Annotated in this window: 23 protein-coding genes; 3 read left to right on the top strand and 20 right to left on the bottom strand. The window is 62.4% G+C overall.

The features are described from left to right. Window positions 1–2: 2 nt before the first annotated feature. The 10 genes from pufL to J2R99_RS16420 form a co-directional block, all read right to left on the bottom strand. Window positions 3–827, bottom strand: a complete 825-nt coding sequence (gene pufL, locus J2R99_RS16375) for a photosynthetic reaction center subunit L (protein ID WP_092814988.1) — start codon at window positions 825–827, stop codon at window positions 3–5. A 126-nt stretch (window positions 828–953) separates the two neighbouring features. After that, window positions 954–1,139: a light-harvesting antenna LH1, alpha subunit gene (gene pufA, locus J2R99_RS16380; RefSeq protein WP_092814991.1), complete on the bottom strand. Its 186-nt coding sequence runs from the start codon at window positions 1,137–1,139 to the stop codon at window positions 954–956. Between the two features lie 12 nt (window positions 1,140–1,151). Then, window positions 1,152–1,376, bottom strand: a complete 225-nt coding sequence (gene pufB / locus J2R99_RS16385; protein WP_092814994.1) for a light-harvesting antenna LH1, beta subunit — start codon at window positions 1,374–1,376, stop codon at window positions 1,152–1,154. A gap of 128 nt (window positions 1,377–1,504) precedes the next feature. Next, the gene (locus J2R99_RS16390) at window positions 1,505–1,735 is read right to left on the bottom strand and encodes a hypothetical protein (RefSeq protein WP_092814997.1); all 231 of its coding nucleotides are present in this window, start codon (window positions 1,733–1,735) and stop codon (window positions 1,505–1,507) included. An 81-nt stretch (window positions 1,736–1,816) separates the two neighbouring features. Then, window positions 1,817–3,274 carry a chlorophyllide a reductase subunit Z gene (gene bchZ, locus J2R99_RS16395; protein WP_307155446.1) on the bottom strand — a complete coding sequence of 486 codons (1,458 nt, stop codon included), beginning with the start codon at window positions 3,272–3,274 and terminating at the stop codon, window positions 1,817–1,819. Continuing rightward, entirely contained in the window at window positions 3,274–4,821 is a 1,548-nt protein-coding gene (gene bchY / locus J2R99_RS16400) for a chlorophyllide a reductase subunit Y (protein ID WP_370872428.1), read from the bottom strand. The genes bchZ and bchY overlap by 1 nt, the downstream gene beginning before the upstream one ends. A 138-nt stretch (window positions 4,822–4,959) precedes the next feature. After that, window positions 4,960–5,973 carry a chlorophyllide a reductase iron protein subunit X gene (locus J2R99_RS16405; RefSeq protein ID WP_307155447.1) on the bottom strand — a complete coding sequence of 338 codons (1,014 nt, stop codon included), beginning with the start codon at window positions 5,971–5,973 and terminating at the stop codon, window positions 4,960–4,962. After that, window positions 5,970–6,908 carry a chlorophyll synthesis pathway protein BchC gene (gene bchC, locus J2R99_RS16410; protein ID WP_307155448.1) on the bottom strand — a complete coding sequence of 313 codons (939 nt, stop codon included), beginning with the start codon at window positions 6,906–6,908 and terminating at the stop codon, window positions 5,970–5,972. Before bchC ends, J2R99_RS16405 begins: the two co-directional genes overlap by 4 nt. 93 nt (window positions 6,909–7,001) lie before the next feature. Continuing rightward, window positions 7,002–8,147 (bottom strand): methyltransferase, encoded by a 1,146-nt coding sequence (locus J2R99_RS16415; protein WP_370872429.1) that lies wholly within the window; start codon window positions 8,145–8,147, stop codon window positions 7,002–7,004. 43 nt (window positions 8,148–8,190) lie between these two features. After that, the gene (locus J2R99_RS16420) at window positions 8,191–9,063 is read right to left on the bottom strand and encodes a polyprenyl synthetase family protein (protein ID WP_307155450.1); all 873 of its coding nucleotides are present in this window, start codon (window positions 9,061–9,063) and stop codon (window positions 8,191–8,193) included. A 110-nt stretch (window positions 9,064–9,173) separates the two neighbouring features. On the opposite strand from J2R99_RS16420, the gene crtD reads away from it, so the two are divergent. Further along, window positions 9,174–10,715 (top strand): 1-hydroxycarotenoid 3,4-desaturase CrtD, encoded by a 1,542-nt coding sequence (gene crtD / locus J2R99_RS16425; RefSeq protein WP_307155451.1) that lies wholly within the window; start codon window positions 9,174–9,176, stop codon window positions 10,713–10,715. Next, on the top strand, window positions 10,655–11,578 hold the full coding sequence (locus J2R99_RS16430; RefSeq protein ID WP_307155452.1) for a carotenoid 1,2-hydratase family protein: 924 nt from the start codon (window positions 10,655–10,657) through the stop codon (window positions 11,576–11,578). The genes crtD and J2R99_RS16430 overlap by 61 nt, the downstream gene beginning before the upstream one ends. Window positions 11,579–11,817: 239 nt before the next feature. Here the strand turns inward: J2R99_RS16430 and J2R99_RS16435 are convergent, their stop codons facing one another. From J2R99_RS16435 to ispH, 7 genes are all read right to left on the bottom strand, one after another. Next, window positions 11,818–11,976 carry a hypothetical protein gene (locus tag J2R99_RS16435; RefSeq protein WP_307155453.1) on the bottom strand — a complete coding sequence of 53 codons (159 nt, stop codon included), beginning with the start codon at window positions 11,974–11,976 and terminating at the stop codon, window positions 11,818–11,820. Window positions 11,977–12,015: 39 nt separating this feature from the next. Then, the gene (locus tag J2R99_RS16440; RefSeq protein WP_307155454.1) at window positions 12,016–13,074 is read right to left on the bottom strand and encodes a phytoene/squalene synthase family protein; all 1,059 of its coding nucleotides are present in this window, start codon (window positions 13,072–13,074) and stop codon (window positions 12,016–12,018) included. Continuing rightward, a complete protein-coding gene (locus J2R99_RS16445; protein ID WP_307155455.1) occupies window positions 13,055–14,548 on the bottom strand; it encodes a phytoene desaturase in 1,494 nt (497 codons plus the stop codon). Before J2R99_RS16445 ends, J2R99_RS16440 begins: the two co-directional genes overlap by 20 nt. Window positions 14,549–14,673: 125 nt before the next feature. Next, window positions 14,674–15,567, bottom strand: coding sequence for an alpha/beta fold hydrolase BchO (gene bchO / locus J2R99_RS16450; RefSeq protein WP_307155456.1), 894 nt, complete (start codon window positions 15,565–15,567; stop codon window positions 14,674–14,676). A 62-nt stretch (window positions 15,568–15,629) separates the two neighbouring features. Continuing rightward, a complete protein-coding gene (locus tag J2R99_RS16455; RefSeq protein WP_307155457.1) occupies window positions 15,630–17,435 on the bottom strand; it encodes a magnesium chelatase subunit D in 1,806 nt (601 codons plus the stop codon). Between the two features lie 13 nt (window positions 17,436–17,448). Beyond that, a complete protein-coding gene (gene bchI / locus J2R99_RS16460; protein WP_307155458.1) occupies window positions 17,449–18,474 on the bottom strand; it encodes a magnesium chelatase ATPase subunit I in 1,026 nt (341 codons plus the stop codon). A 219-nt stretch (window positions 18,475–18,693) separates the two neighbouring features. Next, window positions 18,694–19,653: a 4-hydroxy-3-methylbut-2-enyl diphosphate reductase gene (gene ispH / locus J2R99_RS16465; protein ID WP_307155459.1), complete on the bottom strand. Its 960-nt coding sequence runs from the start codon at window positions 19,651–19,653 to the stop codon at window positions 18,694–18,696. A 185-nt stretch (window positions 19,654–19,838) separates the two neighbouring features. On the opposite strand from ispH, the gene J2R99_RS16470 reads away from it, so the two are divergent. Next, complete coding sequence (locus J2R99_RS16470) at window positions 19,839–22,109, top strand: putative bifunctional diguanylate cyclase/phosphodiesterase (RefSeq protein WP_307155460.1); 2,271 nt, start codon at window positions 19,839–19,841, stop codon at window positions 22,107–22,109. Between the two features lie 14 nt (window positions 22,110–22,123). Here the strand turns inward: J2R99_RS16470 and J2R99_RS16475 are convergent, their stop codons facing one another. From J2R99_RS16475 to J2R99_RS16485, 3 genes are read right to left on the bottom strand one after another with little or no spacing between them, the layout of a single operon-like run. Next, on the bottom strand, window positions 22,124–23,311 hold the full coding sequence (locus tag J2R99_RS16475) for a CaiB/BaiF CoA transferase family protein (protein WP_307155461.1): 1,188 nt from the start codon (window positions 23,309–23,311) through the stop codon (window positions 22,124–22,126). Between the two features lie 21 nt (window positions 23,312–23,332). Then, entirely contained in the window at window positions 23,333–24,541 is a 1,209-nt protein-coding gene (locus tag J2R99_RS16480; RefSeq protein WP_307155462.1) for an acyl-CoA dehydrogenase, read from the bottom strand. Between the two features lie 22 nt (window positions 24,542–24,563). Then, window positions 24,564–25,253, bottom strand: a complete 690-nt coding sequence (locus J2R99_RS16485) for a TetR/AcrR family transcriptional regulator (RefSeq protein ID WP_370872395.1) — start codon at window positions 25,251–25,253, stop codon at window positions 24,564–24,566. Window positions 25,254–25,642 lie beyond the last annotated feature (389 nt).

The following is a 25,642-nucleotide window of genomic DNA, read 5'->3' on the forward strand; positions in this document are numbered from 1 at the left end:
CCCTAGCTCCAGATCGGGAGGTTGAGCCACCAACCCCACCATTCGGGCCATCCGCGGGTCCAGAACGGACCGCTGATGACGATGCAGACGGCACTCCAGAACGCTGCCGACAGCGCCAGGAACAATCCTAGACGGTGCACGCCGAGCGAACCGATGGAGTAGCCCACCACATCACGGAAGAAGGTGTTCTCGTGCTCCGGGCCTTTAACGGCCTCACCAGGCTGCGGGTTGACGGCGGAAAGGATCACGCCTCCGTGCAACGCCAACGCGAGCGTCGTCGCGAAGAAGAAGCTGACGGCGATCATGTGAGCCGGATTGTAGTGGAAGTGCAGGTACTGGTACCCGACGTTCGACACCCAATCGAGGTGGCTCATGATGCCATAAGGAAAACCGTGCCCCCACGCACCCATCAACACGGGCCGGATGACGACCAACGTGAAGTAGGCAAAGACCGCAAAGCTATAGGCGATAGGAATATGATAGCCCATGCCAAGCTTGCGGGAGATTTCGACCTGACGCAGAGCCCAGGAAACAAATGCGCCTAAGGCGCATATGGTAATGAGCTGCCAAAGCCCGCCCTCGCGGAGCGGCGCCAAGCCTAAGCCATAAGAAAGATCTGGCGGAGCAATACTGATCTGCCAGATGTTCCAGGTCGGTCCCAGCGCCGCGCCCCAGAGAATGAGCCCGGTGCCCAACGCTGAGAAGAAGACCGTCGTTACGCCAAAAAAGCCGACGTAAAGCGGCCCCACCCAAAAATCGAAGAGATCCCCTCCGATTAGCGTACCGCCACGAACGCGATACCTCTTTTCAAAGCTGAGCATCGCCATTGCTCAATCCTCCGGTCAACGAGACGAGGAGCGAAGTCGCTCCTGCGTGAAGATGGCAGCGGGCTGGAAATCCCAGCGGACTGGAACCCAGTCCGCTGCCATTCGCAAAACCTTCCGTCTCGTCGATTAGGCGAGCGGCGTGATCAGCTCGACCTGGCTGGTCTGCGCCGGGGCCGTCGGGGCACCCTGCATCCAGTTGAACCGGTCGGTGCTCAGCAGAATGAAGTGAATCAGCAGAGCCAGCACGAACAGGAACGTGAACAGCGCGACCAGCGTACGACGCGGATCGAACAGGAGCCAAACTTTCCACATTTCTCTCTCCCCCTATGCGAGAGTTGACAGGAGTGCCGAAGCGGTCGTCGGCAAGTCTTGAAGGAACGCGTAGCCTTCCGGCCCCGGGATCCACGGACGCCACATCCAAGCAAGAATGTGAGCGACGATTGCCACGGCGATGAAGACCATGAAGCTGGTCATGAACACACCGTGAAATTCGCGAGCCTCGCCTTCCGTCAGACCCGACAGCGAGACCGGCCTATCGATTTCAGCCATTGATCTACCCTCGTTAAAAGCAGCCTTTCGGCCGTTACCGCGCACCTCCCGCGCGGCAGGGAATGGTCACAGCTCCGCCGTGACACATCTCCGTCCAGCAAAGCCGGACGAATTCTTGCGAATGCGCCTCAGCGCATAAAAGCGAATGGGATCGTCGTGTTGGCCGCGACGCGCGCCTCTTCAATCACCGACCGGCGACCATTCGGTCCCGGCGGGAAGGGACGCCATTGCGGCGGCAGAAGCCGCGCAATGATGCAAACCACCAAGAAGAAGGCGAAGCTCACCATCACGATGAGACGGAAATCGCGCTCTTCTTTGGATCGCAGCAGCGCTACGTTCGATTTTTCGATTGCAGCCATATGCCTCTCCACATCAAACTCCGCGGACAGCGCGCCCCCGCGCCAGTCCGGCTAAGATTTCGTGCTGCGGATGACCCCCCGTCATACGAGCTCATCTTCCTTTAAACCGGTCGCAGCCCTACGAACACATGCTATGGTGACGCGGGGCGCGCCGACGCGCCTGGCTTCTCGCTCGGCCTGATCGCGCAGCTTCATCGCTGCAGAGATGCGGATCAGGACCGGCTGCGATTCCACCAATGAATCCAATGACTTCTTGGCATCGTCATCCCATGGCAGCTCATCATGGAGCCGCGAGGGCGTCGCATCGATCTCGTCAAGGTCTTTTGCCAGGGGCAAAATATGGAAGAGTGCGTCGAAAAGCGCATTGCACACTTCCTGAACAAGATACGTCGCGCCCGAATAGCCCATGAACGGCGTGCCGATATGGCGCCGGATGATGGCTCCCGGGAACGAGGCGGGAATATAAACGCTGCGTGCGCCGATTTCGGCGAGATACATGCGTTCGTTGTAACTGCCGAACAGCACGAGCGGCGTCTTCTCTCTGACCGATTCGCGCACCGATTCGTTGTCGGGCTTGACGCCCGCGCGGCGCGAAAAGGCGAAGGTGCAAGGCAGGCCCATTTCCGATTCGAGGAAGTGTCGCACGCCCCGCGCATAGGTCTCATTGGCGACGATCGCGAAGCTCGCCGTACCGAAGAAATCCTGCGTGACGGAGCGCCACAGATCCCAAATCGGCTTGATCGTCGTGTGTTTTTCGCGCGCGATGAAGGGTTCCGGATCGAGCCCCAGAAGCTCGCCCAGCGCGCGCAGGAATTTCGTAGTGGAATGCAGGCCGATCGGCGCCTGCAGATAGGGCTTTTCCAGCCCCTCGCAGAGAAGTCGGCCGAACTCGCGGTACATGCAGATATTGACGTCCGCGTCGACGAGCCGCCCGACCTCGGAAATATGGCTGCCCATCGGGAAGACCATATTCACTTCAGCACCGATTCCCTCCACCAATCGCCTTATCTCGGCGAGGTCGGAGGCCATGTTGAACATGCCGTAGATCGGGCCGATGATGTTGACGCGCGGCTTGTCGCCTTCTTTGCGAGCCCGCGCCTTCGGCATCTTGCCCTTCTTGGCGCCAAACTGATTCCACAGCCAATACATCGCGCGGTCGGCGCTCTGCCATTGGTCCTCATCGATCGTGCGCGGCAGGAAACGCTGAAGATTCGTCCCCTCCGGTGTCACGCCCCCACCGATCATCTCGGCGATCGAGCCCGTTACCACGACTGCAGGAAGAGCAGGATCGAGCGTTTCATGCGCTCGGCGCATCGCGCCTTCCGTGCCGGTCTGGTTGAGGTTTTCCTCAGACAGACCCGTGACGACGATCGGCAATTCATGCGGCGGCAAGGCATCGGTGTAGTGCAGCACCGATGTGACCGGCAGATTCTCACAGCCGACCGGACCATCGATGACGACTTGGAGCCCTTTGATTGCGGTAAAGACGTAGACGGAGCCCCAATAGCCGCCGGCGCGATCATGATCGAGAACCAGCATCAGACCACCGATTCCGCGACCCGTTTCGGGTCTGCGGCCTTCCGAGCTTTTTCCGCCCTGGCGAGTTCCTTGCGGCGGAAATCCGAATGGTCGGCGGGAACTCCTTCCCACAAGCCGGCGGTGTCGCCGTGGCCGACGCCATCAAAGAACTCACGCATCTCATCGAAGCGGGCCTTGTTGCCGATCGCAGCATTGACGACCTGCGCGAGCGAGCCGGCGCCGGCAACGCCGAACAGCGGCCGCGCCGAGATGAGATTGGTGAAGTAGAGACCCGGGATCGCCATCTCCTTCGCCTTCTGCACGACCGGTGTCGTGCCAATGGCGAGGTCCGGCCGAAACTCCTCGACCGCGGCGATATCCTTTTCAAGTGACGCTCGGTATTCGACGTGAACGCCGCGGGCCTCAAGCCATTCGCAGTCAGCGGCCGAATACGGCGTCTTCGGGCAGGCCGTGCCGACATAGGGCACGTTCGCGCCGCTCTCCAGGAGAAGTCGCGCGACCAGAAGCTCAGAGCCTTCGTAGCCGGAGAGCGTCACGCGTCCCTTGATCGGCGCATTTGCCAGAGCTCCCTTGATCATCGGGAGGAAGCGATTCTTCGTCTGATCGACACAGTCGCGGGCAATGCCACACGCCTCGCCGATCGCATCAAGCCAGGCTGCCGTTCCGTCGTGGCCGACCGGCGCAGAACCCACGATCGGGCGCCCGGCTTCCTGAAACTCGCGGATGCTCGCCGTATAGAACGGATGGAGCGCCGCCACGGCGGCACAGTCGAGCGCTGCATAGAGCTCGCGCCATTCGCGTGTCGGCACGACCGGGCCGGCGGCAAGACCGAGCGGCTCCAGCATCATGCCAAGACCCACGGGATCGGCCGGGAACATTTCGCCAAGAAGCGTCACGGTCGGCTTCTGGCTCGGGCCGCCACGCGGCGCTTGAACGGGACCAAGCTCCGCCTCGGTGCGTGCATAACGCAGCATGGCGCCGGAGAGGACGTCTTTCGCCTCTGCATGGGTCGGCACACCAAAGCCCGGCACATCGATGCCGATGATGCGCACACCGTTGATTTCTTTCGGCAAAAGCCTGAGCGGCACACCGGAGGCCGTCGGCACGCAGAGATTGGTGACGATGACCGCGTCATACTTCTCCGGATCCGCGAGCTTATGGACGGCTTCGCGAATGTCCTCGAAGAGCTTGCCGGTGACGAGCGTTTCGGAATCGAAGGGAACGTAGCCGACGGTGCGGCGCGCACCATAGAAGTGCGAGACAAAGCTCAGGCCATAAACGCAGCAGGCGGAACCTGAGAGGACGGTCGCCGTGCGGCGCATCCTCAAACCGACGCGCAGCGAGCCGAAAGCCGGGCACATCGATTGCGGCTGGTCGTGCGGCCCCTTCGGATAATCGACGGCGTAACGCTCCAAAATCTCGCTCTGGCCGGCCTTTTCGGCCGCAGCGCGCATTTCAGCCTGACCGCCGTGGCAGCCAAGGCCGTCCGCTTCGGGAGAAGGAACGTTTGAGGGGCTTTTCGTCATGTTTTCACCTGGAGCGGCCATACCGGTCCCGGACGCCGCGGCGAGATCATTCGCCATCGGCGTGGCAGCGGCACCGTCGTAGACGACTTCCGTCGTCTTGCGGTCCCCACCTTTCCGGTCTTCGGCATCTGCCATCGTCTTAGCCCCCCAAGACGGCTGTCACACTGTGTCGTATATCACTTCAAGCGACGGTTTCTCTTGGGCAGCTTTGCCGCACATGTCTTCCATGGTGGCAGGCTCCAAGACCACGTCGCGCCCGACCTCATCGCTCTTGAAGAGACCGAGAAGGTCCTCCTGGCTGAGCGGATCGGGGCGCATCGGCGGTGCATCGGCGACGTTTTTCGCGAGCCCTTCGAAAAGCGGCGCCCATTGCGTACCGGGACGTCCAACGATCTGATAGGCGGCGCTCTTGCGCCGGATGTCCTCATCCGCGGGAATCGCGGCAAGGACCGGGATGCCGACTTTGTCGGCGAAGGCCGCCGCCTCCCCGGTCCCGTCATCCTTGTTGATGACCATGCCGGCCACACCGACATTGCCGCCGAGCTTGCGGAAATAATCGACCGCATTGCAGACGTTGTTGGCAACGTAGAGCGACTGCAGATCGTTGGAGCCGACGACGATCACCTTCTGGCACATGTCGCGCGCAATCGGCAGACCGAAGCCGCCGCAAACCACGTCGCCCAAAAAATCGAGCAGGACGTAATCAAAGCCCCAATCGTGGAAGCCGAGCTTTTCCAGAAGCTCAAAGCCATGGATGATGCCGCGCCCGCCGCAGCCGCGCCCGACTTCCGGACCGCCGAGCTCCATGGCGAAGACGCCGTCACGTTTGAAGCAGACGTCGCCGATCTTGACCTCTTCGCCGGCGGCTTTCTTGATCGCAGACGTCTCGATGATCGTCGGGCAGGCGCGCCCACCGAACAGCAGCGAGGTCGTGTCGCTCTTCGGATCGCAGCCGATCAGGAGGATCTTCTTCCCCTGCTGCGCCATCATGTACGAGAGGTTGGCGAGCGTGAAGCTCTTGCCGATGCCGCCCTTGCCGTAAATGGCGATGATCTGAGTCTCGCGCGTCACGGGACCTGTCGCAACCGGATCAGGCTCGATCGCCGCCTCGTCCCGCAGATAGTCTTGCATTCCACGGCGGTTGAAGCCTGGCGCGTTGACGTCAAGGGTCATGCAGCTCTCCAATCCAGAATCATCTTGAGACAGGTGGCATCGCCGAAAGCGGTTCGATAGGCGCTGTCGGCGTCATGTGCCGGGCAGCGATGCGTGATCAAACCGTCGAGCGACAGGCGCCCCGTTTCTACCAATTCCTTGACCGCCACCAGATCCGGCTCGCGCCATTCGGCCGCGACGCGCAGTCGCGCCTCCCGCAGAAATGCCGGAGGGAAGGTGAAAGACAGCGGCGCAGAGTAAAAGCCGGCGAGGACGATCTCACCGCCTGGAGCAAGACGCGCAATCAGCCGATCCAAGATCGTCGAATCGCCGCTCACGTCATAGATCGCGCGATAATCCTGACGAGCATCCTTGTCTGGATCGATGGTGACATAGCCAAGCGCACCTTCCGCGCGTTCGGCGTTGCGCTCCCAGACGACGGGCGGCTCGGCCTCGAGCGCGACAGTCACGCGCGCCAGAAGGCGCCCGAGAACGCCGTGGCCGATGATCAGATCCGGCTTTCTCGCGCCTTCGGCCGCGATCGCGTGATATGCGGTCGCGGCCAGAGCAAGCAACGTCCCCCGCTCGCCGAGATCTTCTTTGATGGTGATAGCCCGCGCCGACGGCACGATCAGCCGCTTGGCGGCGCCACCAAACAGACTGCGTACGTCCGAAAAGCTGCGCGACCCAGGCACGAAAACCCGCTCGCCGATTCTGGCGCGCGCGCCCTCGCCCGCATCGCTCACTCGCCCGACGGATTCGTATCCGGGTACCAGCGGATAGCCCATGCCCGGAAAGTCCGGCATCCGCCCCGACCAGAGCAAACGCTCCGTCCCCGTCGAGATGCCGCTCCACTCCACATCCACGACAACGTCGTCCACACCAGGCGTCACAAGCGCGACTTCCTTCAGCGCAAGATGCTCAGGCTGTTCCAGAACGACGGCGAGAGTGTTCAAACCGGCCTCTCCTAAATGTGTGCTCACGCTTCTGTTTTGGCGCGTTTTATAGAGTGTAAGTCTAGCTTGACCCATCGATACGTCAAGCTAGATTTACACAGGCGCCTCGTCACGGAAGGCGACCAAAGCGCGCGCCAAGACCGGTGTCGGCGTTCCAAGTTGCTGCGAGCGCCCAAATCCGGCCTCCCGCAACATCGCCTGAAGCTCGCCGACCGAGCGCGGCCGACCGCTGCCCATGGCGAGGAGATAGAAGCCGAAATAGGCCTCGGCCGCGGCGTCGCGACCCGGCACCGGCGCCATCGGTTCGGCAATCAAAAGCATGCCATCGCGAGGCAGCGCCGCGTGCGCGGCGCGCAAAAGCGTCATCACCGACGCGTCGTCGTGATCGTGCAGGATGCGTACGAGCGAGATGACATCTGCCCCGAGCGGCAGAGGGTCGCGCAGGAAATCGCCACCAACGGCCGCAGCGCGCTGGCTCAACCCCGCTTGAGCGAACCGCGTCTCCGCGCGGGCGGCCACGCTCGGCAGATCGAAAAGCATCAGCTGGAGATCCGGAACCCGCCTTGCCACCTCCATCAGGAAAGTGCCGTCACCACCGCCGACATCGAGGAGACGCCGACGGGTGGCGAGCGCATTCGTTGCCAGGACCTCCTGGGCGATCATGGTCTGCGAGGCACCCATCAAGGCGGTGTATTCATCGATGGATTCTGCCGGCAGAGCCCGCGGATCTTCGGCCTCCGCATAGGCCCAGTATCGGGCAAGCCGCTTCTCTTTCGCCTCGCCCCTCAACAGAGCGACTGGATCTGCGAGATCGGCATAAAGATGCGCATGGTGCTCGACCATCGCAGCAATGCCTGGATTGTCGACCATTGCGGCACCGAGGGTGCCGAGGCCATAGCGGCCTTCCCCTCGAACGGAGACAAGGCCCAAAGAGGCAGCCGCACGCAGAAGCCGCCGCGCCTCGCTCTCCTCAAGCTTCAGCCGCCTGGCGAGCGATGCGAGATCCTGCGGTCCATCGGCGAGAATCTGGAAAATATCGAGCCGCACGCAGGCGAAAAGAACCTGCGAATAGACGAAACCCGCGCAGATATCGAAGAGCGAGCGCGCATTGTGCTGCGCAATGGGACGCGTCAGGAGGTTGCGCGAGGCACGCTCGCGAAACTCCTTGTTCCCGACCAGACGATCACGCAGGGCGTAGACACGGTCGAGTATCGATGCGCGCAGTTCCGAGGCGTTCATCTTATTACGGTCGACCCGATTGCCTTCGATATTCCCTGCCGCCTCAGGCGGCGACACGATCGGACAGCTGCTTTGGCACGAGCCGCGTCGATTCCGACATCACGAGCGCCTTGAGCTCGTCAGACCCCTGACAATCCGGGATCGAGGCGACTGCGCCCTTCACGAGATCACGGAGGCGCTCCATGGCACCAGCGAGACCCAGCTGAACGACCGCACTCGGGCGGCCCAAAGCAATGTCTCGCCCGACCGGCTTGCCGTTGTCTTCCTCAGCGGCGACGGCATCTCCAATGTCATCGGCGACCTGATAGGCCTCCCCAAGGCGATCACCGAGCGCGCGCCACGGCGCCGGATCGGCACCCGCGGCCAGAGCGCCAGCAGCGGTCGCAGCTACGAAGAGCGACCCCGTCTTCGCGCGCTGGTAATCGGAGACAGACACCCTCGGCTCGCTTTCCCACGCCTGACCGGCGATGATTCCGGCCGGCATGCCAACCGAGCGGGCAAGCGTCAAAGTGAGACCGGCGAGCCGTTGAGGGGCGCAGGCTCCTGCCCGCGCCAGCGTCTCAAAAGCAAGCACGATGAGAGCGTCGCCAGCAAGAACCGCCAGCGGCTCGCCGAAGGCCCGGTGGACCGAAGGACGGCCGCGCCGCAATTCCGCATCGTCGAAGCAAGGAAGATCGTCGTGTACGAGCGAAGCGCAATGGAAGAGCTCGATCGCCGCTGCCGCCGCGTTGGAAAGATCGGGCGCGTCATCACCGCAAGCATGCGCCACGGCAAGACAAAGCCTCGGACGGATACGTGCCCCACCCGGAAAAACAGAATAGCGCATCGCCTGCGCCAACTGTGGCGGGGCCCCTGGTGCTTCGGCATACGCCACAGCCATGTCGAGCGCCTGCTCGATGCGGACCAAGGCTTCCATAACGCCCCCCTTCACGCTGTCTGTAAGTCCCTATTGTCACAGGGAGTGTCAATTACGATGGACAGATGCTAGCCTGAAGTCAACAAAGTCATGTAGGAGTAAATGTCGCGGTGCGGAGCGAGCGGGTGGTGATCGTCGGGGCCGGGATCGGGGGCCTTGTGGCGGCCCTCATCCTCTCTGCCAAAGGTTGCGCCGTGACGGTCGTGGATAAAGAAAATGCGCCCGGCGGCAAGATGCGAGAAGTCGCAGCCGGGGGCCGCCGGATCGATGCGGGTCCGACCGTATTCACGATGCGCGATCTCTTTGAGGAGATCGTTGCGGATGCCGGTGTCGATCTCGGCGATGCACTTTCGCTCAGCCCCTTGTCGATCCTCGCGCGTCACGCCTGGAACGCGGATGAACGTCTCGACCTCTTCGCCGACATAGACGAAAGCGCCGAGGCGATCTCGGCCTTTGCTGGCCCCGACGAAGGGCGCGGCTATCGCCGTTTCTGTGCCCGGGCCAAGCGCATCTTCGACACGCTCGACGAACCGTTCATCCGCACGCCACGTCCGAGCGTGGAAAGTCTCGTTCGCGGCGTTGGTCTCTTCGGCCTGCCGGGTCTCATGCAGATCAGCCCGTTCACGACGATGTGGCGGGCACTCGGTGAATACTTCAAAGACCCGCGCCTCAAGCAGCTCTTCGGCCGTTATGCCACCTATTGCGGCTCCTCGCCGTTTTCATCGCCCGCCACCTTGATGCTGATCGCCCATGTCGAACAGGAGGGCGTGTGGCTCGTGGAGGGCGGCATGCACGAAGTGGCGGAGACCTTCGCCCGCCTCGCGGAGGCCAGGGGCGCGGAGTTCCTCTACGGCGAAAGAGTGACGGAAATCCTCTCCGAAGGAGGAAAGGCAACAGGTGTGGCCCTTGCATCGGGTGAACGCCTGGAAGCCGATTCCGTCATCTTCAACGGCGATGTCGCGGCGCTCGCGGCAGGGCTCGCCGGTGAGGCCTCTCGCCGCGCCATTAGCCTCCCCGCCTCTGCCGAGCGCTCCCTCTCAGCCATCACCTGGGCGATGACGGCGGAGGCAGAGGGATTTCCTCTTATTCGCCACAACGTATTCTTTTCAGACGATTACGAGGGCGAGTTCGACCGCATTTTCAAAGCCGGGCGGCCGCCGGAAGTTCCGACGGTCTATCTCTGTGCCCAAGACCGCGGCGACAATGCGGTTTCCGTTGCGGCTGGACCTGAGCGGCTGTTTTGCCTCATCAACGCACCAGCGCGTGGCGACAGCGCGCCCCTCACTGACAGCGAGATCGCGGCATGCGAGACACAGACATTCCAACTCATGGAAAAATGCGGCCTGACGATCAAACACGACGCAGAGGCGACGGTGATCACGGCGCCCCAGGGGTTCAACCAGCTTTTCCCGGCGACGGGGGGAGCGCTCTACGGCCAGGCGTCGCACGGGTGGAAGGCGTCGTTCGAGAGGCCGGGGGCGCGAACCAAGCTGAAGGGACTCTATCTGGCCGGGGGCAGCGTGCATCCGGGAGCGGGTGTTCCGATGGCGGCACTGTCGGGGAAGATCGCCGCCACGAGCCTGATGGACGATTGTGTTTCGACACGACGGTCCCGCCCCGCGGCTACCGCTGGTGGTATGTCGACGCGCTGAGCGAGGATGGTCGCCAGGGTCTGACCATCATCGCCTTCATCGGCTCCGTCTTCTCACCTTATTACGCCTGGGCACGAGACCGCGGCGAGACGGATCCCAAAGATCATTGCGGATTGAACGTCGCGCTTTACGGCGAAGGCGGCAAGCGCTGGTCGCTCACCGAACGCGGACGTGGCCGCCTGCAGCAGGGCCCCGACGCGCTCGTCATCGGCCCGAGCGCGCTTTCCTGGGACGGGCGCACGCTCACCATTCGCATCGACGAGACCACCGTGCCGATTCCCTCGAGTCTGAAAGGCACGGTGAGAATCACCCCGCACGCGATCACACCCGGCCCTTATCAGCTCGACGAGGCGGGCAAGCACTTCTGGTGGCCCATCGGACCGTGCGGTCATGCGGAAGTGGCAATGGAAAAGCCGTCGCGCGCCTGGCAGGGCGAGGCGTATCTGGATTCCAATTGGGGCAGCGAACCGCTGGAAGACGGCTTTCGCCAATGGGACTGGTCCCGCGCGGCGCATCCGGAAGGCGCTGCAATCCTTTACGACATGCAGCGACGACGGGAAGGCAGCAAAACGCTTGCGCTTCTCTTCGACCGTGAAGGCAACGCCCGGGATTTCGACGTTCCCGCCCCAGCTCCCCTGCCTTCGACTCTCTGGCGCATTGCGCGTAGCACGCATTGCGAGGTCGGCAGCGAGGCGCGCGTGTTGGACACGTTCGAGGACACACCTTTCTACGCGCGTTCTCTCGTCGCGACGCATCTGGCAGGTGCCCCAGTGAAGGCCGTGCACGAAAGCCTGTCTCTCGACCGCTTCAAAACCCGATGGGTTAAGATGCTGCTGCCTTTCCGCATGCCGCGGCTGCGCTGAGCTTCAGCTTCGAAAAGGCGCCGGCGACCACCTCGTCGTCGGCGCTGTCGATTTGCATCACCGTGGCCGGCGACTCTTCATTTTGTAGACGACAAAGACGATCGCCAACGCGATCAGGCCGCCGAGCGTCATCAAAGTCAACGACGGCAACAATGCCATTTCACCCATTTTCCTCTCCCTGCTTCTTGTGAAGGTTTCATCAAAGCCTATCGCGTGCGGGGAACGGCCGCTGACGTCGCTCAGCGCGGCGGCCGCCGGTCGAGTGCCTGCTTGCTCTCTTCCTCGAGCTTCGCTTGCCTGTCCGCGCGACGCACAGAGACAATCTGCCAAATGCCGAAGACGAGGACGCCGCCGAAGAAAAAGATGAGTTCGATCAAGACGATCGTCGTTGCATCCATGCTCTCCCCCCGAGGCAAAGATTGGCAGCCGCAGCTGCTCTAGAGGCGAATACGGCCTGCCGCTTCCCTCTCGTTAAGCTGGGCGAAGAGGTCGATCACCCACTCCGCCTGCTCGCCGAACCCGCGCCGCCGCACAGCCATGTCCCGGAGTGGATAGGCTGACGAGGTAGCTGCCGCTTCTACGAGGAAGCGTGTTTCCGGCAGCGGTGCGAACACCAGATGGGTCTGTGCAGATCGGCCAGCCGCGCAGCAAGCAAGCAGCAACGCCTTGCGCGAAGCGGGGACGACCGTTCGGCGTGACACCGAATCGAGCCCCCTGCGTTCGAGCTCGCGTCCAATCTCGGCATAAAGATAGCAAGCGGCCCTGATAGCGGGCCGGCATCGCCACGGCAAACGTGCAATGCCGCTCGCGGCACGCAGGTAAAGCTCGTCGGCATAATCGAGGAGCCTTTGGATGACGCGACCGAGCTCCGGAGAGAATTTCGGGTCTTCCAGCCAGATATCGGGATCGATCCCCTCCTCGCGCATCCATTCGAGCGGCAGATAGATGCGGCCCGCGCGCGCATCCTCGCCGACATCACGAGCGATGTTGGTGAGCTGCATCGCCACGCCGAGATCGCAGGCCCGCGCCAGAACCGGATAATCACACTCGCCCATGAGCACTGTCATCATGGCGCCGACCGTACCGGCGACACGTGCCGCATAAGCGTTGAGTTCGCCGATCGTCTCGTAGCGGCGCCCCTCGACATCCCAGGCGAAGCCGTCGAGCAAGGCTTCCGGCAGGGCGCGAGGTAGGCCATAGCAAAGAACCATCTCGGCAAACGCGCGATCCGCCGGAACGGCTGCGGGACGTGCCGCATAGGCCGCGTCGAGCCTCGCACGCAGGCGCTCGAGCGCTTCCGCCTTGCCGTTGGAGAGATCCACGGCATCGTCGGAAAGACGGCAGAAGCCATAAAGCGCATAAGCGGGGCCACGCACCGCCGGAGGCAAAAGAAGCGATGCAGCAAAGAACGTGCGCGAGCCCGTGCGAATGAGCTCGCGACAGGCGGCGTGATCGGCAGCTGAGGCCAGACGTTGCTCAGGCCAGCGCGGCAGCATCAGGGACGACCTCATCGAGAATGCGGGCGGAAGACAGAACACCCGGCAGGCCGGCTCCCGGATGCGTGCCTGCACCCACGAGATAAAGCCGGTCGACCTCTTCGCTCTTGTTATGGGGACGGAACCAGGCGCTCTGCGTGAAAACAGGTTCCAGCCCGAAGGCGGCACCATTGAGCGACAGAAGCCGATTGCGGAAGTCCAAAGGCGTCGTCATGCGCGAACTGATGACATGCGATTTCAGGTCCGGCAGGATGGTCTTGCTCAGATGTTCTTCGATCGTCTGGCGATAAGCCTCCGCTTCGGTGCGCCAATCGGTGTTGCCGCCGAGATGCGGGACCGGAGACAGCACGTAAAATGTGTCACATCCAGCGGGCGCGAGCGAAGGATCCGTCGCCGTCGGCCGATGCAGGTAGAGACTGAAATCGGGCGCGAGACGTTTCTTATCGAAGATATCGCTGAGCAATTCCCGGTAGCGCGGGCCGAGCAGGATCGTGTGATGAGCCACGTCTGGATAGGTGCGATCAGTGCCGAAATACCAGACGAAGAGGCTCATCGAATAGCGTGCGCGATCGATCTTTTCGTTGGTCCAGCGACGCCGCTTCACGCTGCGCAAAAGCTTGCGATACGTGAAGGCCGAATCGGCATTGGAAACGACGACATCGGCAGCGATCGTCTCTCCCGAGGCGAGGCGAACGCCGCAGGCGCGCCCATTCTCGACCAGGATCTCGTCGACCTCGGCATTGAGACGGACCTCGTTGCCCTGATGCGCGACCAGGCCCGCCATCCCTTCGATCAGCGCGCCCGTTCCACCCATGGCGAAATGCACCCCCCAATGCCGCTGTAGGAAGGTGATCATGGCGTAGATCGACGTGGTCCGGAAGGGGTTGGCGCCGATGAAGAGCGGATGAAAGGACAGCGCGATACGCAGGCGCTCATCCTTCACATAACGCGAGACGCAGGAATAAACGCTGCGGAAACTCTGCAGCCGCACAAAATCCGGCAGCACCTTGGCCATATCGAGCAAGGAGCCGAACGGCACATGCGCAAGTTGTTCGAACCCGACGCGGAAGATCGCCTCGCTTTCGGCCATGAAACGGTCATAGCCTTCCACATCCTGCGGCGAGATACGCGCGACTTCCTTGCGCATGACGTCCGGATCGGAAAACTCTTCGAACGTCGTGCCGTCGGCGAAGATCAGCCGATAGAACGGGCTCAACGACTTCAGCGTAATATCGTCGGAAAACTCACGGCCGGCCAGGCGCCAGAGTTCTTCGAAGAGAAAAGGCGCCGTGACGATGGTCGGCCCGGCATCAAAGGTGAAGCCGTCCTGGCGAAAGACGTAGGCACGACCGCCCGGTTGATCGAGCTTCTCAAGAACCGTTACGCGGTATCCTCGAGCGCCGAGACGGATGGCCGCGGCAAGACCGCCGAAGCCGCTGCCGATAACGATCGCATGCGGGCGACGCTCCGCCATCTCAGCGACCGGAATTGAAGCTGAAGCACGTGTCAACATAACCTGACATGTACACCTGAGAGGGCGTTTCGCGCAACGCGGCTCAAGGCATCACGGCCGCGACAATTCCGGCCCATCGCGCCGCCTCAGGCGTCAAAAACTCGCGTTTCCTCCCGGACCAGGCGGAAGATGAGGTCGGCCACCTGCCCCGGCGCTTCCTCATGCGCGAGATGACCAAGACCGCGGAGATACTCGACTCGGGCAGACGGCAAGATGTCTTTGACACGAAATGCGGTCGAGGGATCGATGGAACCATCCTCACCGCCGGTAACGAGAACGAGTGGCGTCTTGAGCTTCGGGAGATCACGCTCCAATGGGCCGAGCTCCCAATTTGCCATCATGTTGATTGCCGCCCAGACATGACCGGTGTTGCGGGCAAGCATTTCGTACCAGTCGATGTCCTTTTGGCTCAGTTTCGAGCCCGTTCCGTCGATCAACCGTTTGACCGCGTTCTCGTCCCGATCGGCGCTCCAGGCAAAAAAGCGCGCTGACAGTGACGTGCGTGCCAGGATCTTCGCCACGGGCGAGAAAAACTGCCCGGCCATCCCGGACAAAGGCAGAATAGCCCCGTTGAGACTGATCAGAAGGTCGGAATCCAGATGTCTGTCGAGATCCATACGCATCAGGATGGCCGCGCCCGCCGAATGCCCGGCAACGATGGTCGGACGCACGGCAAGAACATCGAGCAACCCTGCCACAGCATCGGCCATTCCCGGCATCGACAGCCGATGAGCCGCCGGCGTCGAGGTGAAGCCGTGTCCGGGAAGATCCATAGCCGTGACCGAAAAGCGCTCGGCCAGAAGCGGAAGGATCGCACCCCAGGAATGGGTCGTGGCGCCAGTGCCGTGAAGGAGCACAAGCGACGGCCCCTCCCCCATTTGTTGCACATGCCAGCGCAGCCCCGCCGCATCGACAAAGCGGCTCGCGGCCCGGTTCGGCCAATTACGGCCTTCCTTCTCCCAGTCGAGCTTCCTGGTCATCCGACGAATCGCCCTCGCATCACTCCACCAGCCGTCATTCTCGTCGCCACACGTCGAGCGGACTATGCCGCTGCCGGCACGTTCGAGGAAACGGCACGCACCGCCTGCGAGAGGCCTTCGGCATCCGCATAGGGCAACGGCAGATAGATCGCAGCCATTTCCCCGGCAAGCTTCTCCGCCTTCGGTTGCGGCCTTGGCGAAGTATCGACGAGAACGGCGCGAAAACCAGCCAGACGAAAGGCCCTGGCGGAGGCCAACGCATCCTCCTCGGCCTGAGAACGCCCCGGCTCGCCGTCACGCGCGATATTGGCGCGTCCATCGGTCAAGAAGACGATGCTCGGCGTCTGGCCCTTGCGTTTGACGCTATCGGCGAGGGCCGCGGCCGCATCGATCGCCGTCGCGAGCGGGGTACCACCTCCGCCCGGCAGCCCTGCGAGGCTGCGCTTGGCGCGCGTCAAAGACCGCGTCGGGGGCAGAAGGAGCTCGGCCTCACGTCCGCGAAAGGCGATCAGCGCCACCTGGTCGCGGCGCACGTAGCAATCGGCCAAGAGGAGCTCGACGGCCCCCTTGGCCTCGGCGAGGCGATGCAAGGCCGCCGAGCCCGACGCATCGACGACAAAGATGGTGGCCGTCTCCGACCGCTCCTTGTGACGCGAGATGCGGAAATCGTCGCGCCGAACCTCGACGCGTGCCGGACGTTTGCCTGGTTCGAGCACCTCCCCGCGCGCCGTTCGGCGGATCGGCTGCCAGGGAGCGGCAGCACGCAACGTCTCCACGACATTGAGGCGCATCCCATCACGCAAATCGCCCTGTCGCGTACCGATCGGCCGGCCGCGCGTCTTCGACTGTTTTTGCGCGCCCGCCTTGCCCCCGGCCGAAGAGCCGCGGTTGTGGCGGTCGAGCCCCATCTTCAACATGGCCAGGAGGCCCGGCGGAATGGCAGCCTGTGCGGCTTCCAGGATCACGTCATCGAGCGGCTTGTCCTTGGCCTCCGATTCGTCCTTCTGCTCGGTTTCTTCCGGAGGTTCCTGCGGCTCGGGCGGTTGTTCCTCGGTGGATTCGTCCTCCGGATCCTCCATTTGCGGGATCATCGTGGCGCGCGGCGCCAGAACGAGACGAGCGGCCGTCTGCAGGTCCACCTCGCCGACCGAATCTTCGCCGCACAAGGCAGCGTGCGCCTTTGCGGCCCGTGCGGCCAGCATTGGCGCGCGCAGAGAGCCGATCCCAAGTGCCATCGCCGTCGTGCACAGCGCCTGCAGCGCCTCGTCGGAGAGGGCCACGGCGCTGAAACGCGCAGCGGCGGCCGTCACCTCTTCCGCCGTCACAACGGAAGGCTCAAGATCCCGCAAGGTGGCGCCGGAAAGATCGATATGGAAGGCGAGCCGGTCCATGAGCGCGGCGGGCGGTCGCTCCTCTTGCGACAAGCCCTCATCGAGGGCGACGACGCCGAAACGGCTTGGCGTCCGCAACGCAAGGCCATCGCGTTCGAGAACGACTTCGCCGGCATCGAGTGCGGCGACGAGATGAGCGGCCTTGTTCAGTTCCATGCGCTCCGCCATGGCGAGAACGACGACGCCACCATCGGCCGCGGCGAGGATGCCACGCTCGGCGACCGGACGCCCGGCGCGCAGGGTCGCCGTCAGATCCAGCCCGCCCAAAATGCGGCTCTCGCTGGCATGCAGCGGCACCCGGCGCATGGGAGCCTCATCGGGCAAAAGAGCACGCAGAGCTTCAAGCCAGGCATCGCGGCCCGGGCCTGCGAGAGAGCGTATCGCAGCACCGCCGAGCTGCGCAGGGGCAACGGCGAACAATGCCGCGGCAAGAAGCGCATCGCCCCAAATCGGATCTTCTGCTGAGCGCTCGCTCATCACCTTCGCACCTTTAAGCGCCGAAAAGCTCCTCAAGGGCGCGACCGACGCGCACCGAGGAACCGGAATCGTCGAGGGGATTGCGCCGCAAGCGGTGTCGGAGTGCCGGTGGCGCCACCTGACGCAAATGTTTGTCACCCACTTCCGCGTCGCCTTCGAATGCTGCGAGCGCCCGTGCGGCCCGCATCAGCGTCAGCTCGCCCCGCAGACCGTCCGTGCCAAGCGCCATGCACAACTCGGCCGCGCGCTCCAAAGCCTTGTCAGGAACAGACACATCGCCAAGACGCTTGTGCGCAGCGGTCAGACGCGAACGCAGCTTGCCGTCGCGGCGCTTCCAGTGCTCGACGAACGCAGCGGGGTCATGTTCGTACGTGTCACGACGGCGGATCACGTCGATGCGCGTCGGCAAATCCGTCGGGGTCTTCACTTCGACGGAAAGACCGAAACGGTCGAGAAGCTGCGGGCGCAGCTCGCCTTCTTCCGGGTTGCCGCTGCCCACGAGCACGAAGCGGGCGGGATGGCGAACGCTCAAACCTTCGCGCTCGACGACGTTCTCACCGGAGGCGGCGACATCGAGGAGAAGATCGACGAGGTGGTCCTCGAGAAGGTTCACTTCGTCGATATAGAGAAAGCCGCGATGCGCACGGGCGAGAAGACCGGGCTCGAACGCCTTTTCGCCCTTTGTGAGCGCCAGTTCGAGATCGAGCGCCCCGACCACGCGGTCTTCGGTCGCTCCGAGCGGCAGATCGATCACGGGAACCGGGACCTGGCGCGTCTTCAAGTCGCCTTCCGCCGCTTTCTCCTTACAGCTGTCGCAGAAAGCGCCCGGATTGGCGGGATCGCAGCCATAGGGGCAGCCCACGACGACACGCATCTTCGGCAGCAGAGCCGCCAATGCGCGCACCGCCGTAGACTTTCCGGTGCCCCTGTCTCCGAAGACGAGGACACCGCCGATGGATGGGTCGATCGCCGCCAGAAGCAGCGCTGTCTTCATCTCGTCCTGGCCGACGATGGCGGAGAAGGGAAACGGCATTGCCATGTTTGTTCAACCTTGCGGCTTGGGCCGATACGCGCCCGAAATGTCAGCTTCGCAGCTCAACATCCGACCGGCTGACGCCGGGCCGGACAACGACGGGCTGACGCCGCAGCGCTCGCCCAGGTTCATGAAAGGATTGAGACTTTTTCGAAAGAGAGACGCCAGATGAAACACCATCCTCACAAGCCAGGAACGCAAAATCAAGCTTTCCGCCAGCAAGGCTCAGGCATCGGCCAGAGCCTCTCGAAGAAGTCTCTGAGGCAGTTTGAAGTGAACTCTTTCTTCGATTCCGTCCAGGGTTTCTACATGAAGTGTGCGGAAAGTTCGCAGCCAAGTCAGGACCGCTTGAACGCTCGCCTCCGGCGCCGAGGCGCCGGCCGTGACGCCGAGCCGATCAACGTCCTGAAGCAATGCCGGATCAAGCTCGTGCGGTGCCTCGATCAGATAGCTCGGTATGCCCGACGCCTCTCCGAGTTCACGCAACCGACTTGAATTGGAGCTGTTGGCGGAGCCCATCACGACCAGCATTTCGACACTGTCGGCGAGATCCAGCACTGCCGTCTGCCGGTTCTGTGTCGCATAGCAGATGTTGCGCGTCTCCGGCCCGACGATCGAAGGAAAGCGGGCCTTCAAGGCCGCAATGACGTTGCGTGTGTCGAGCAGGCTCAAGGTCGTCTGGGTGATGTAGGCCACGCGCTCGGGATCCGCGACATCGATCTTAGCCACCGCCTCGGGCGTCGACAGGATGTGGAGACGACCGTCGATCTGGCCGCGCGTGCCCTCCACCTCGGCATGACCGGCATGTCCGATGAGCACCACGTCGTAGCCTTGCGCGGCGTAGCGGCGGCCTTCCCTTTGCACCCTTTGAACGAGCGGGCAGGTCGCATCGACCACGTCGAGCTTCTTCGACGCGGCGCGATCGGCAACCGCGCGGGACACACCATGCGCGCTGAAGACGGTGATCGAGCCGTCCGGGATCTCGTCTGTCTCCTCCACGAAGACAGCGCCGCGCTCCTTGAGCGCGTCGACAACCTGCTGATTGTGAACGATCTGGTGACGCACATAGACGGGGGGGCCATAAAGCGCGAGCGCGCGCTCCACGATCGTGATCGCACGTTCCACGCCCGCGCAGAAACCGCGTGGCTGAGCTAGGATCACCCTCAGAGACCGTCCTGTCGCCATGAGCCTCTTTATAGGCAATCTACACCGACGGCGTAATGTGTCACGTCGGTTTGACACTGTGACGGATTGCCGTCATCCGAAGCACGGCTCTCCCGAGCGATTAACTCCCCTTTATCTGAAAAGATGGACAAAGCTTTTACTGCTTGCCGGCAGGTTTGCGTCGGGGGAACCAAGAGGACAACGTCATGACGGCCGCACAGTTACAGGAGGCTATGTGCCCCTGCCCGGCCAATGAGCAGGAACGGCTCCAGGAAGTTCTACATTATCGTTTTGCCGATGGCGGATCGGAAAAGGCGCTCGACGAGATCTGCGGTCTTGCACAAAGCCTGTTTGAGGTCCCGCTTGCATTCGTCACGCTCATGGATGCGACCGAAGAGGTTGTCCTTGCAAGTTGCGGTGCCGGCGATCGCCCGATTCCACGTAGTGAAGCGATCTCCAGCTGGGCCGTGCTTTCCGACGGGGTCTTTGTCGTCGAAGACGCCCTGCAGGACCCTCGTTTTCACGGCAACGAATGGGTGCAGCGACGACACCTTCGCTTTTATGCGGGAGCGCCGCTTATCGTCCGTCCTGGCGTTGCGGTGGGTACGCTCTGCCTCATCGACACGCGGCCGCGTCACCTTTCCGCGGGCGAGACAGAGCGGCTCGCAATGCTCGCCTCTCTTGCCATGAACGAATTGTCGCGCAGACGCACGATCATCGATTTGCGCCGACAAAAGCGGCTTCTGGCACAGGCCACCCGCCTGACCAAAGTCGGCAGCTGGAAGCTCGACGTGCGCAATGACAGCCTGACCTGGTCGGAGGAGATGTATCGCATCTTTGAACTCGACCGTCGGGTCAATCCGACGCGCGAATTCTTCAAGCAGACGCTCTCAAGTGCAAGCGACGCAGACGCGCAGCAAGCGGTGACCGCCCTCGTCCAGGAAGGCAAGCGCTTCGACCATGAGGTCGAGATCACCACGGCAAAAGGCCATCGACGCTGGATCAGGTGCCTCGCCGAAGCCGAGTGGAGTGACGGTCGGGTCGCGCATGTGATCGGCAGCGTGCAGGATGTGACCGAGCAACACCAGCACAATGCAGAGATCGAGCGCCTGGCGTTCCGCGACGGCCTGACGGGACTCCCCAACCGTGCGCTGTTTCATGAGCGCTTGTCGGGTGCCATTGCCCATGCGCGCGAGACACGGACGAGCGTCGGGCTCATCATGCTCGATCTCGATCACTTCAAGACGGTCAACGATACGCTCGGCCACGACGCCGGGGACTTACTCCTTTGCCTCATCGGCGAACGTCTGCAGCGCGTTTTCGGGCAAAACAACACGGTTGCCCGTCTCGGCGGCGACGAATTCGCCATCATCATGCCCGGCATCAAGACGGCCGCCGACATCCACAAGGCCGTCGAACGGGTGATGGAATTGCTGCGCCATCCCGTCGAACACGACGGGCGCAACTTCTCCATTACGGCGAGCGCCGGAGCGGCTATGTGTCCGCAGCATCATGAGAACCCGACGGATCTTTTGAAGAACGCCGACATCGCCTTGTTCCGCGCCAAACTCGCAGGACGCAATCGCCTGATCGGCTTCCAACCCTGGATGCGCCTTGCGGTGGAGCGCCGAGCCGAGCTCATGCAGGATGTGCGCAGCAGCCTCAAGGAGAACCGTTTCAAGCTATTCTATCAGCCGACGGTCAGTCTCGCGGATTCCTGCCAGGTGACGGGGCTCGAAGCGCTGATGCGGTGGGAGCATCCCAGCAAAGGCCTTCTCACACCCGCAGCCTTCATCTCCGCATTCGAGGATTCAGAATGCGGGCATCAGCTCGGTGAACTCGCTTTCGACAGCGCCATTGACCAGATGCGGCGCTGGCTCGACGACGGCGTCGAATTCGGCCGCGTTGCCATCAACCTCTCATCGGCGCAGTTCCGTAGCGGAAATCTCACCGAGGTGATCCTGGACAAGCTCGCGGCGGCGGGCGTGCCCCCTTCTCGCCTCGTCCTCGAGGTGACGGAAAACACCTATATGGGGTGGAGCGCCGAAATGGTCGGGGACGCGCTGCGCGCCCTGCATATTGCAGGCATCAAGATCGCGCTCGACGATTTCGGGACGGGGTACGCCTCTCTCACCCATCTCAACCAGTTTCCGATCGACAGACTGAAGATCGACAAGTCGTTTCTGCGGGGCACCAGTGACGGCGCAATCGTCCACGCCATCGTCACGCTTGGCGCGCGCCTCGGAATGACGGTGGTGGCCGAGGGCGTGGAGGATGCCGAGCAGCTGGCGATCTTGCGGGAGATGAAGTGCGACGAGGCACAGGGCTATTACTTCGCACGCCCGATGCCCGCCGACGACGTGCCGGCTTTCCTCAATGAGTTTCGAGGCCGCTCAGACGGCGAAGACATGACGGCGCTTGCGAATCCGCAAATTCTCGGCCGCTTTGACGAGACACAGCAGTCGACATGCGCCTGAACCGCCGTGCCGGCTCAGGCTTCTGAGGCCGTTTCTTCCATATCGATTTCGCGCAAAATCTCCTGACCGTGCTCGTCGAGCCGCGGAGAGCCCGATTGGGCGGCAAGCGGCGATCCGTCGAAGAGGATCGGCGTGCGCAACCCGGGAAGAGAGAAGGCGCCGCCGGCCATCTCGGCGGCTATCACCATGCCGCGTTCGCGCAATTGCGGGTCGGCAAACACCTCAGACAATGTGTTGATCGGTCCGCCAGGGATCGCCGCCGCCTCGAGACGCTGAAGCATTTCCGCTCGCTGCCAGGACGCGAGTTTTGGACAGAGGAGTCCGAGAAGATCAGGTCGATTTGCGACACGCGCGGCATTGTTGGCGAAACGCGGATCGTCCGCCCATTCCTCGTTGCCGAGAATCCGACAAAGAGCACGAAACTGCCGATCGTTTCCGACTGCGATGATCAAATGGCCGTCGCTGACGGCGAACACCTGGTAGGGTACGATGTTGGGATGCGCGTTTCCGGCACGTCTGGGATTTTGGCCGGTCACGAGATAGTTCATCGCCTGGTTGGCGAGGACGCCCGTCATGGAATCAAACAGCGCCATGTCGATGTGCGTCCCCTCACCGCTCGCCTCGCGTGCCCGCAACGCCGCCTGAATCGCGATGACGGAATAAAGCCCGGTGAAGATGTCGGCGAAGGCGACGCCCATCTTCATCGGCTCGCCGTCCGGCTCGCCCGTCAGAGACATGATCCCCGACATGCCCTGAATCATCACGTCGTAGCCGGCGCGGGACGCATAGGGCCCGGTCTGTCCGAAGCCGGTGATGGAGCAGACAATCAGGTGGGGAAAGTCCCGACGGAGCGTCGCCGCGTCGAGCCCATATTTCTTCAAGCCGCCAAGCTTGAAGTTCTCGACGAGCACGTCGGCATCGGCACAAAGCCGTCGCACGATTTCCTGCCCTCGGGGCGTGGCGATATCGACCCCGATTGAACGCTTGCCCCGGTTGCAGGCGTGAAAATAGGCGGCCCCCTCCGATCCACCGTCCGGATTGACGACGAAAGGAGGCCCCCAGTGCCGCGTATCATCCCCCTTGCTCGGCTCCTCGATCTTGATCACGTCCGCACCGAGATCGGCGAGGACCTGACCGGCGAAGGGCCCAGCCAAAATTCGGGCGAGCTCGATGACTTTAACGCCCTCAAGCGGCTTGTTCATTTGTCGACACCGAGCCTCAGATCAAAAAAAGGCCTGAATACCCGTCTGGGCACGGCCGAGGATCAACGCGTGGATGTCGTGCGTCCCCTCATAGGTGTTGACGGTCTCGAGGTTCTGCGCATGGCGCATGACGTGGTATTCTTCCTGGATACCGTTGCCGCCATGGATGTCGCGGGCGACACGGGCAATATCCAAAGCCTTGCCGCAATTGTTGCGCTTGATGAGCGAAATCATCTCAGGCGCCATCTTGCCGTCGTCAAAGAGACGGCCGACGCGCAAAGCGGCCTGCAGTCCCAAAGCGACCTCAGTCTGCATGTCTGCCAGCTTCTTCTGAATCAGCTGAGTGGCGGCAAGCGGCCTGCCAAACTGATTCCGCTCCAGCGCGTAACTCCTTGCACGGAACCAGCAATCCTCGGCTGCTCCCATGACGCCCCAAGCAATTCCATAGCGTGCGCGATTGAGACAACCGAAGGGACCTTTCAGCCCCGAAACGTTGGGCAACAGATTCTCTTCCGGCACCACGACGCCGTCCATGACGATCTCGCCGGTGATCGACGCACGCAGAGACAGCTTGCCGCCGATCTTGGGCGCGGAAAGACCCGGCATACCCTTTTCGAGAATGAAACCGCGGATCGCACCGTCATGTTCGGCCGATTTCGCCCAAACCACGAACACGTCGGCAAGCGGAGCATTGGAGATCCACGTCTTGGAGCCGGTGAGACGATAGCCATCGCTCACCTTCTCCGCCCGCGTCTTCATCCCTGCCGGGTCGGAGCCGGCATCAGGCTCGGTTAGACCGAAGCAGCCAATCCATTCGCCGCTTGCGAGCTTCGGCAGATACTTCCGCCGCTGAGCTTCATCGCCATAGGCGTAGATCGGATGCATGACGAGCGAGGATTGGACGCTCATCATGGAGCGGTATCCCGAATCGACCCGCTCGACTTCACGCGCCACGAGGCCGTAGGCGACGTAGGAGGCATGCGCACAGCCATATTCTTCGGGAATGGTAATCCCGAGAAGGCCGAGTTCGCCCATTTCCGCGAAGATTTCCGGCTCGGTTCTTTCCTTGGCGTAGGCTTCGAGAATCCGCGGGGCGAGCTTCTCCTGCGCGTAATCGTGCGCCGTGTCCCGGATCAGCCGCTCTTCTTCGCTCAGCTGATCGTCGAGGAAAAAAGGATCCGCCCAATCAAAGGCGGAGTGTGAATCGGTCTTCTTAACGTGTTGATCCATTACCTGCTCGCCACCGTCGCCCCTACCGGGGACGCACTCCATTCAAAAATATCCGAATGCAGCGGCGCAGATAGCCCTTGCGATCATCACCACCGCCTAATTCGGGGTCTCCCGGCGTCTTGAAAACAATGGCACCGAAGATCATGTCCATCAAAATCTTCCCGGCACTCAATGCATCGTCGACATCGATACGCCCGAGTTGGCGCTGCTTGTCAAACCATTCACCCAGCAGAGCTCGCGATCTCTCGCCGCCGCGCTGGCGGGCCAATTCGTGCAACTCCGGATAATGCCGCGATTCCACCATCACGAAACGCAAAAGAGCGATGCGCTCACGATCGGCTTCTTCGGAGATGTCGATGCGAAAAATGGCTTCGAGCGCCTCCTGCAACGACATCTCCTCATAATCGCCCGGGAGCGCCAGCATGGTCTGGCGATGGGCGTCGATGATGGCGGCAAAGAGCTCCGTCTTGCTGGGGAAAAGCCGGTAAAGCGTGCGCTTCGAAATCCGGCACCGGGCCGCGACCTCGTCCATCGTCGTGCGCGCATAGCCGCTCTCCTGGAACAGCTCGCGCGCCTTCTGCAGGATGATCGCGCTTTGGGCTTCATCCGACATGACTTTCGGACGGCCACGTCCGCGAGGAGCCTCAGAGCCGCCCTCAGCCTTGCCGAGATTTAAGGTTTCTTCGTCTTTTGAAGAGGCTACGGAATGCATATCGGTCACCTGAGCGGCTTGACAGAGCGCCAGGGATGATTATAGGTACGATTGCGTTTTATATTAATGGGCACAGCTTCTCCCTCCCAATCCTTACGCTGTAGCACCCCCCGGTCTCAACATGGCTCAAGACAGTCCTTTTCCCAATTATGGTTATCGCGGAAATAACGCCTCGCGTAAACGGCGAAATGCGCGAATGATTTTCTGCAGCCCCTCATCAGGCGGCCATCGCAAGGAAATCTTTCTTCCGTTCTCAGCGACAGATGCCCCCGAAACCCGGCGTCGGAGGATCCCACCGCGTCTCGCCAACTCGCCCCACATCAACCGCCTATCCAAACTCTACGATAGGCTGCGATCCTCCTCGCTCAACCTCGTTGTGGGCACTTTCG

The sequence above is a fragment of the Rhodopseudomonas julia genome, assembly GCF_030813515.1.
Taxonomy (GTDB): Bacteria; Pseudomonadota; Alphaproteobacteria; order Rhizobiales; family Afifellaceae; genus Afifella; species Afifella julia.

Bases quoted from the DNA above. Each gene is read 5' to 3' on its own strand.
- J2R99_RS16415 (WP_370872429.1), bottom strand. From the start codon at position 8,147: ATGAACGCCTCGGAACTGCGCGCATCGATACTCGACCGTGTCTACGCC.
- J2R99_RS16390 (WP_092814997.1), bottom strand. From the start codon at position 1,735: ATGGCTGCAATCGAAAAATCGAACGTAGCGCTGCTGCGATCCAAAGAA.
- J2R99_RS16440 (WP_307155454.1), bottom strand. From the start codon at position 13,074: ATGCTGCCGCGCTGGCCTGAGCAACGTCTGGCCTCAGCTGCCGATCAC.
- J2R99_RS16405 (WP_307155447.1), bottom strand. From the start codon at position 5,973: ATGACCCTTGACGTCAACGCGCCAGGCTTCAACCGCCGTGGAATGCAA.
- J2R99_RS16485 (WP_370872395.1), bottom strand. From the start codon at position 25,253: ATGCATTCCGTAGCCTCTTCAAAAGACGAAGAAACCTTAAATCTCGGC.
- bchZ (WP_307155446.1), bottom strand. From the start codon at position 3,274: ATGCTGGTTCTCGATCATGATCGCGCCGGCGGCTATTGGGGCTCCGTC.
- ispH (WP_307155459.1), bottom strand. From the start codon at position 19,653: ATGGCGACAGGACGGTCTCTGAGGGTGATCCTAGCTCAGCCACGCGGT.
- pufA (WP_092814991.1), bottom strand. From the start codon at position 1,139: ATGTGGAAAGTTTGGCTCCTGTTCGATCCGCGTCGTACGCTGGTCGCG.
- J2R99_RS16435 (WP_307155453.1), bottom strand. From the start codon at position 11,976: ATGGATGCAACGACGATCGTCTTGATCGAACTCATCTTTTTCTTCGGC.
- pufB (WP_092814994.1), bottom strand. From the start codon at position 1,376: ATGGCTGAAATCGATAGGCCGGTCTCGCTGTCGGGTCTGACGGAAGGC.
- J2R99_RS16475 (WP_307155461.1), bottom strand. From the start codon at position 23,311: ATGAACAAGCCGCTTGAGGGCGTTAAAGTCATCGAGCTCGCCCGAATT.
- bchO (WP_307155456.1), bottom strand. From the start codon at position 15,567: ATGACCAGGAAGCTCGACTGGGAGAAGGAAGGCCGTAATTGGCCGAAC.
- bchY (WP_370872428.1), bottom strand. From the start codon at position 4,821: ATGGCCGCTCCAGGTGAAAACATGACGAAAAGCCCCTCAAACGTTCCT.
- J2R99_RS16480 (WP_307155462.1), bottom strand. From the start codon at position 24,541: ATGGATCAACACGTTAAGAAGACCGATTCACACTCCGCCTTTGATTGG.
- bchI (WP_307155458.1), bottom strand. From the start codon at position 18,474: ATGGCAATGCCGTTTCCCTTCTCCGCCATCGTCGGCCAGGACGAGATG.
- pufL (WP_092814988.1), bottom strand. From the start codon at position 827: ATGGCGATGCTCAGCTTTGAAAAGAGGTATCGCGTTCGTGGCGGTACG.
- J2R99_RS16420 (WP_307155450.1), bottom strand. From the start codon at position 9,063: ATGGAAGCCTTGGTCCGCATCGAGCAGGCGCTCGACATGGCTGTGGCG.
- J2R99_RS16470 (WP_307155460.1), top strand. From the start codon at position 19,839: ATGACGGCCGCACAGTTACAGGAGGCTATGTGCCCCTGCCCGGCCAAT.
- J2R99_RS16455 (WP_307155457.1), bottom strand. From the start codon at position 17,435: ATGAGCGAGCGCTCAGCAGAAGATCCGATTTGGGGCGATGCGCTTCTT.
- J2R99_RS16445 (WP_307155455.1), bottom strand. From the start codon at position 14,548: ATGGCGGAGCGTCGCCCGCATGCGATCGTTATCGGCAGCGGCTTCGGC.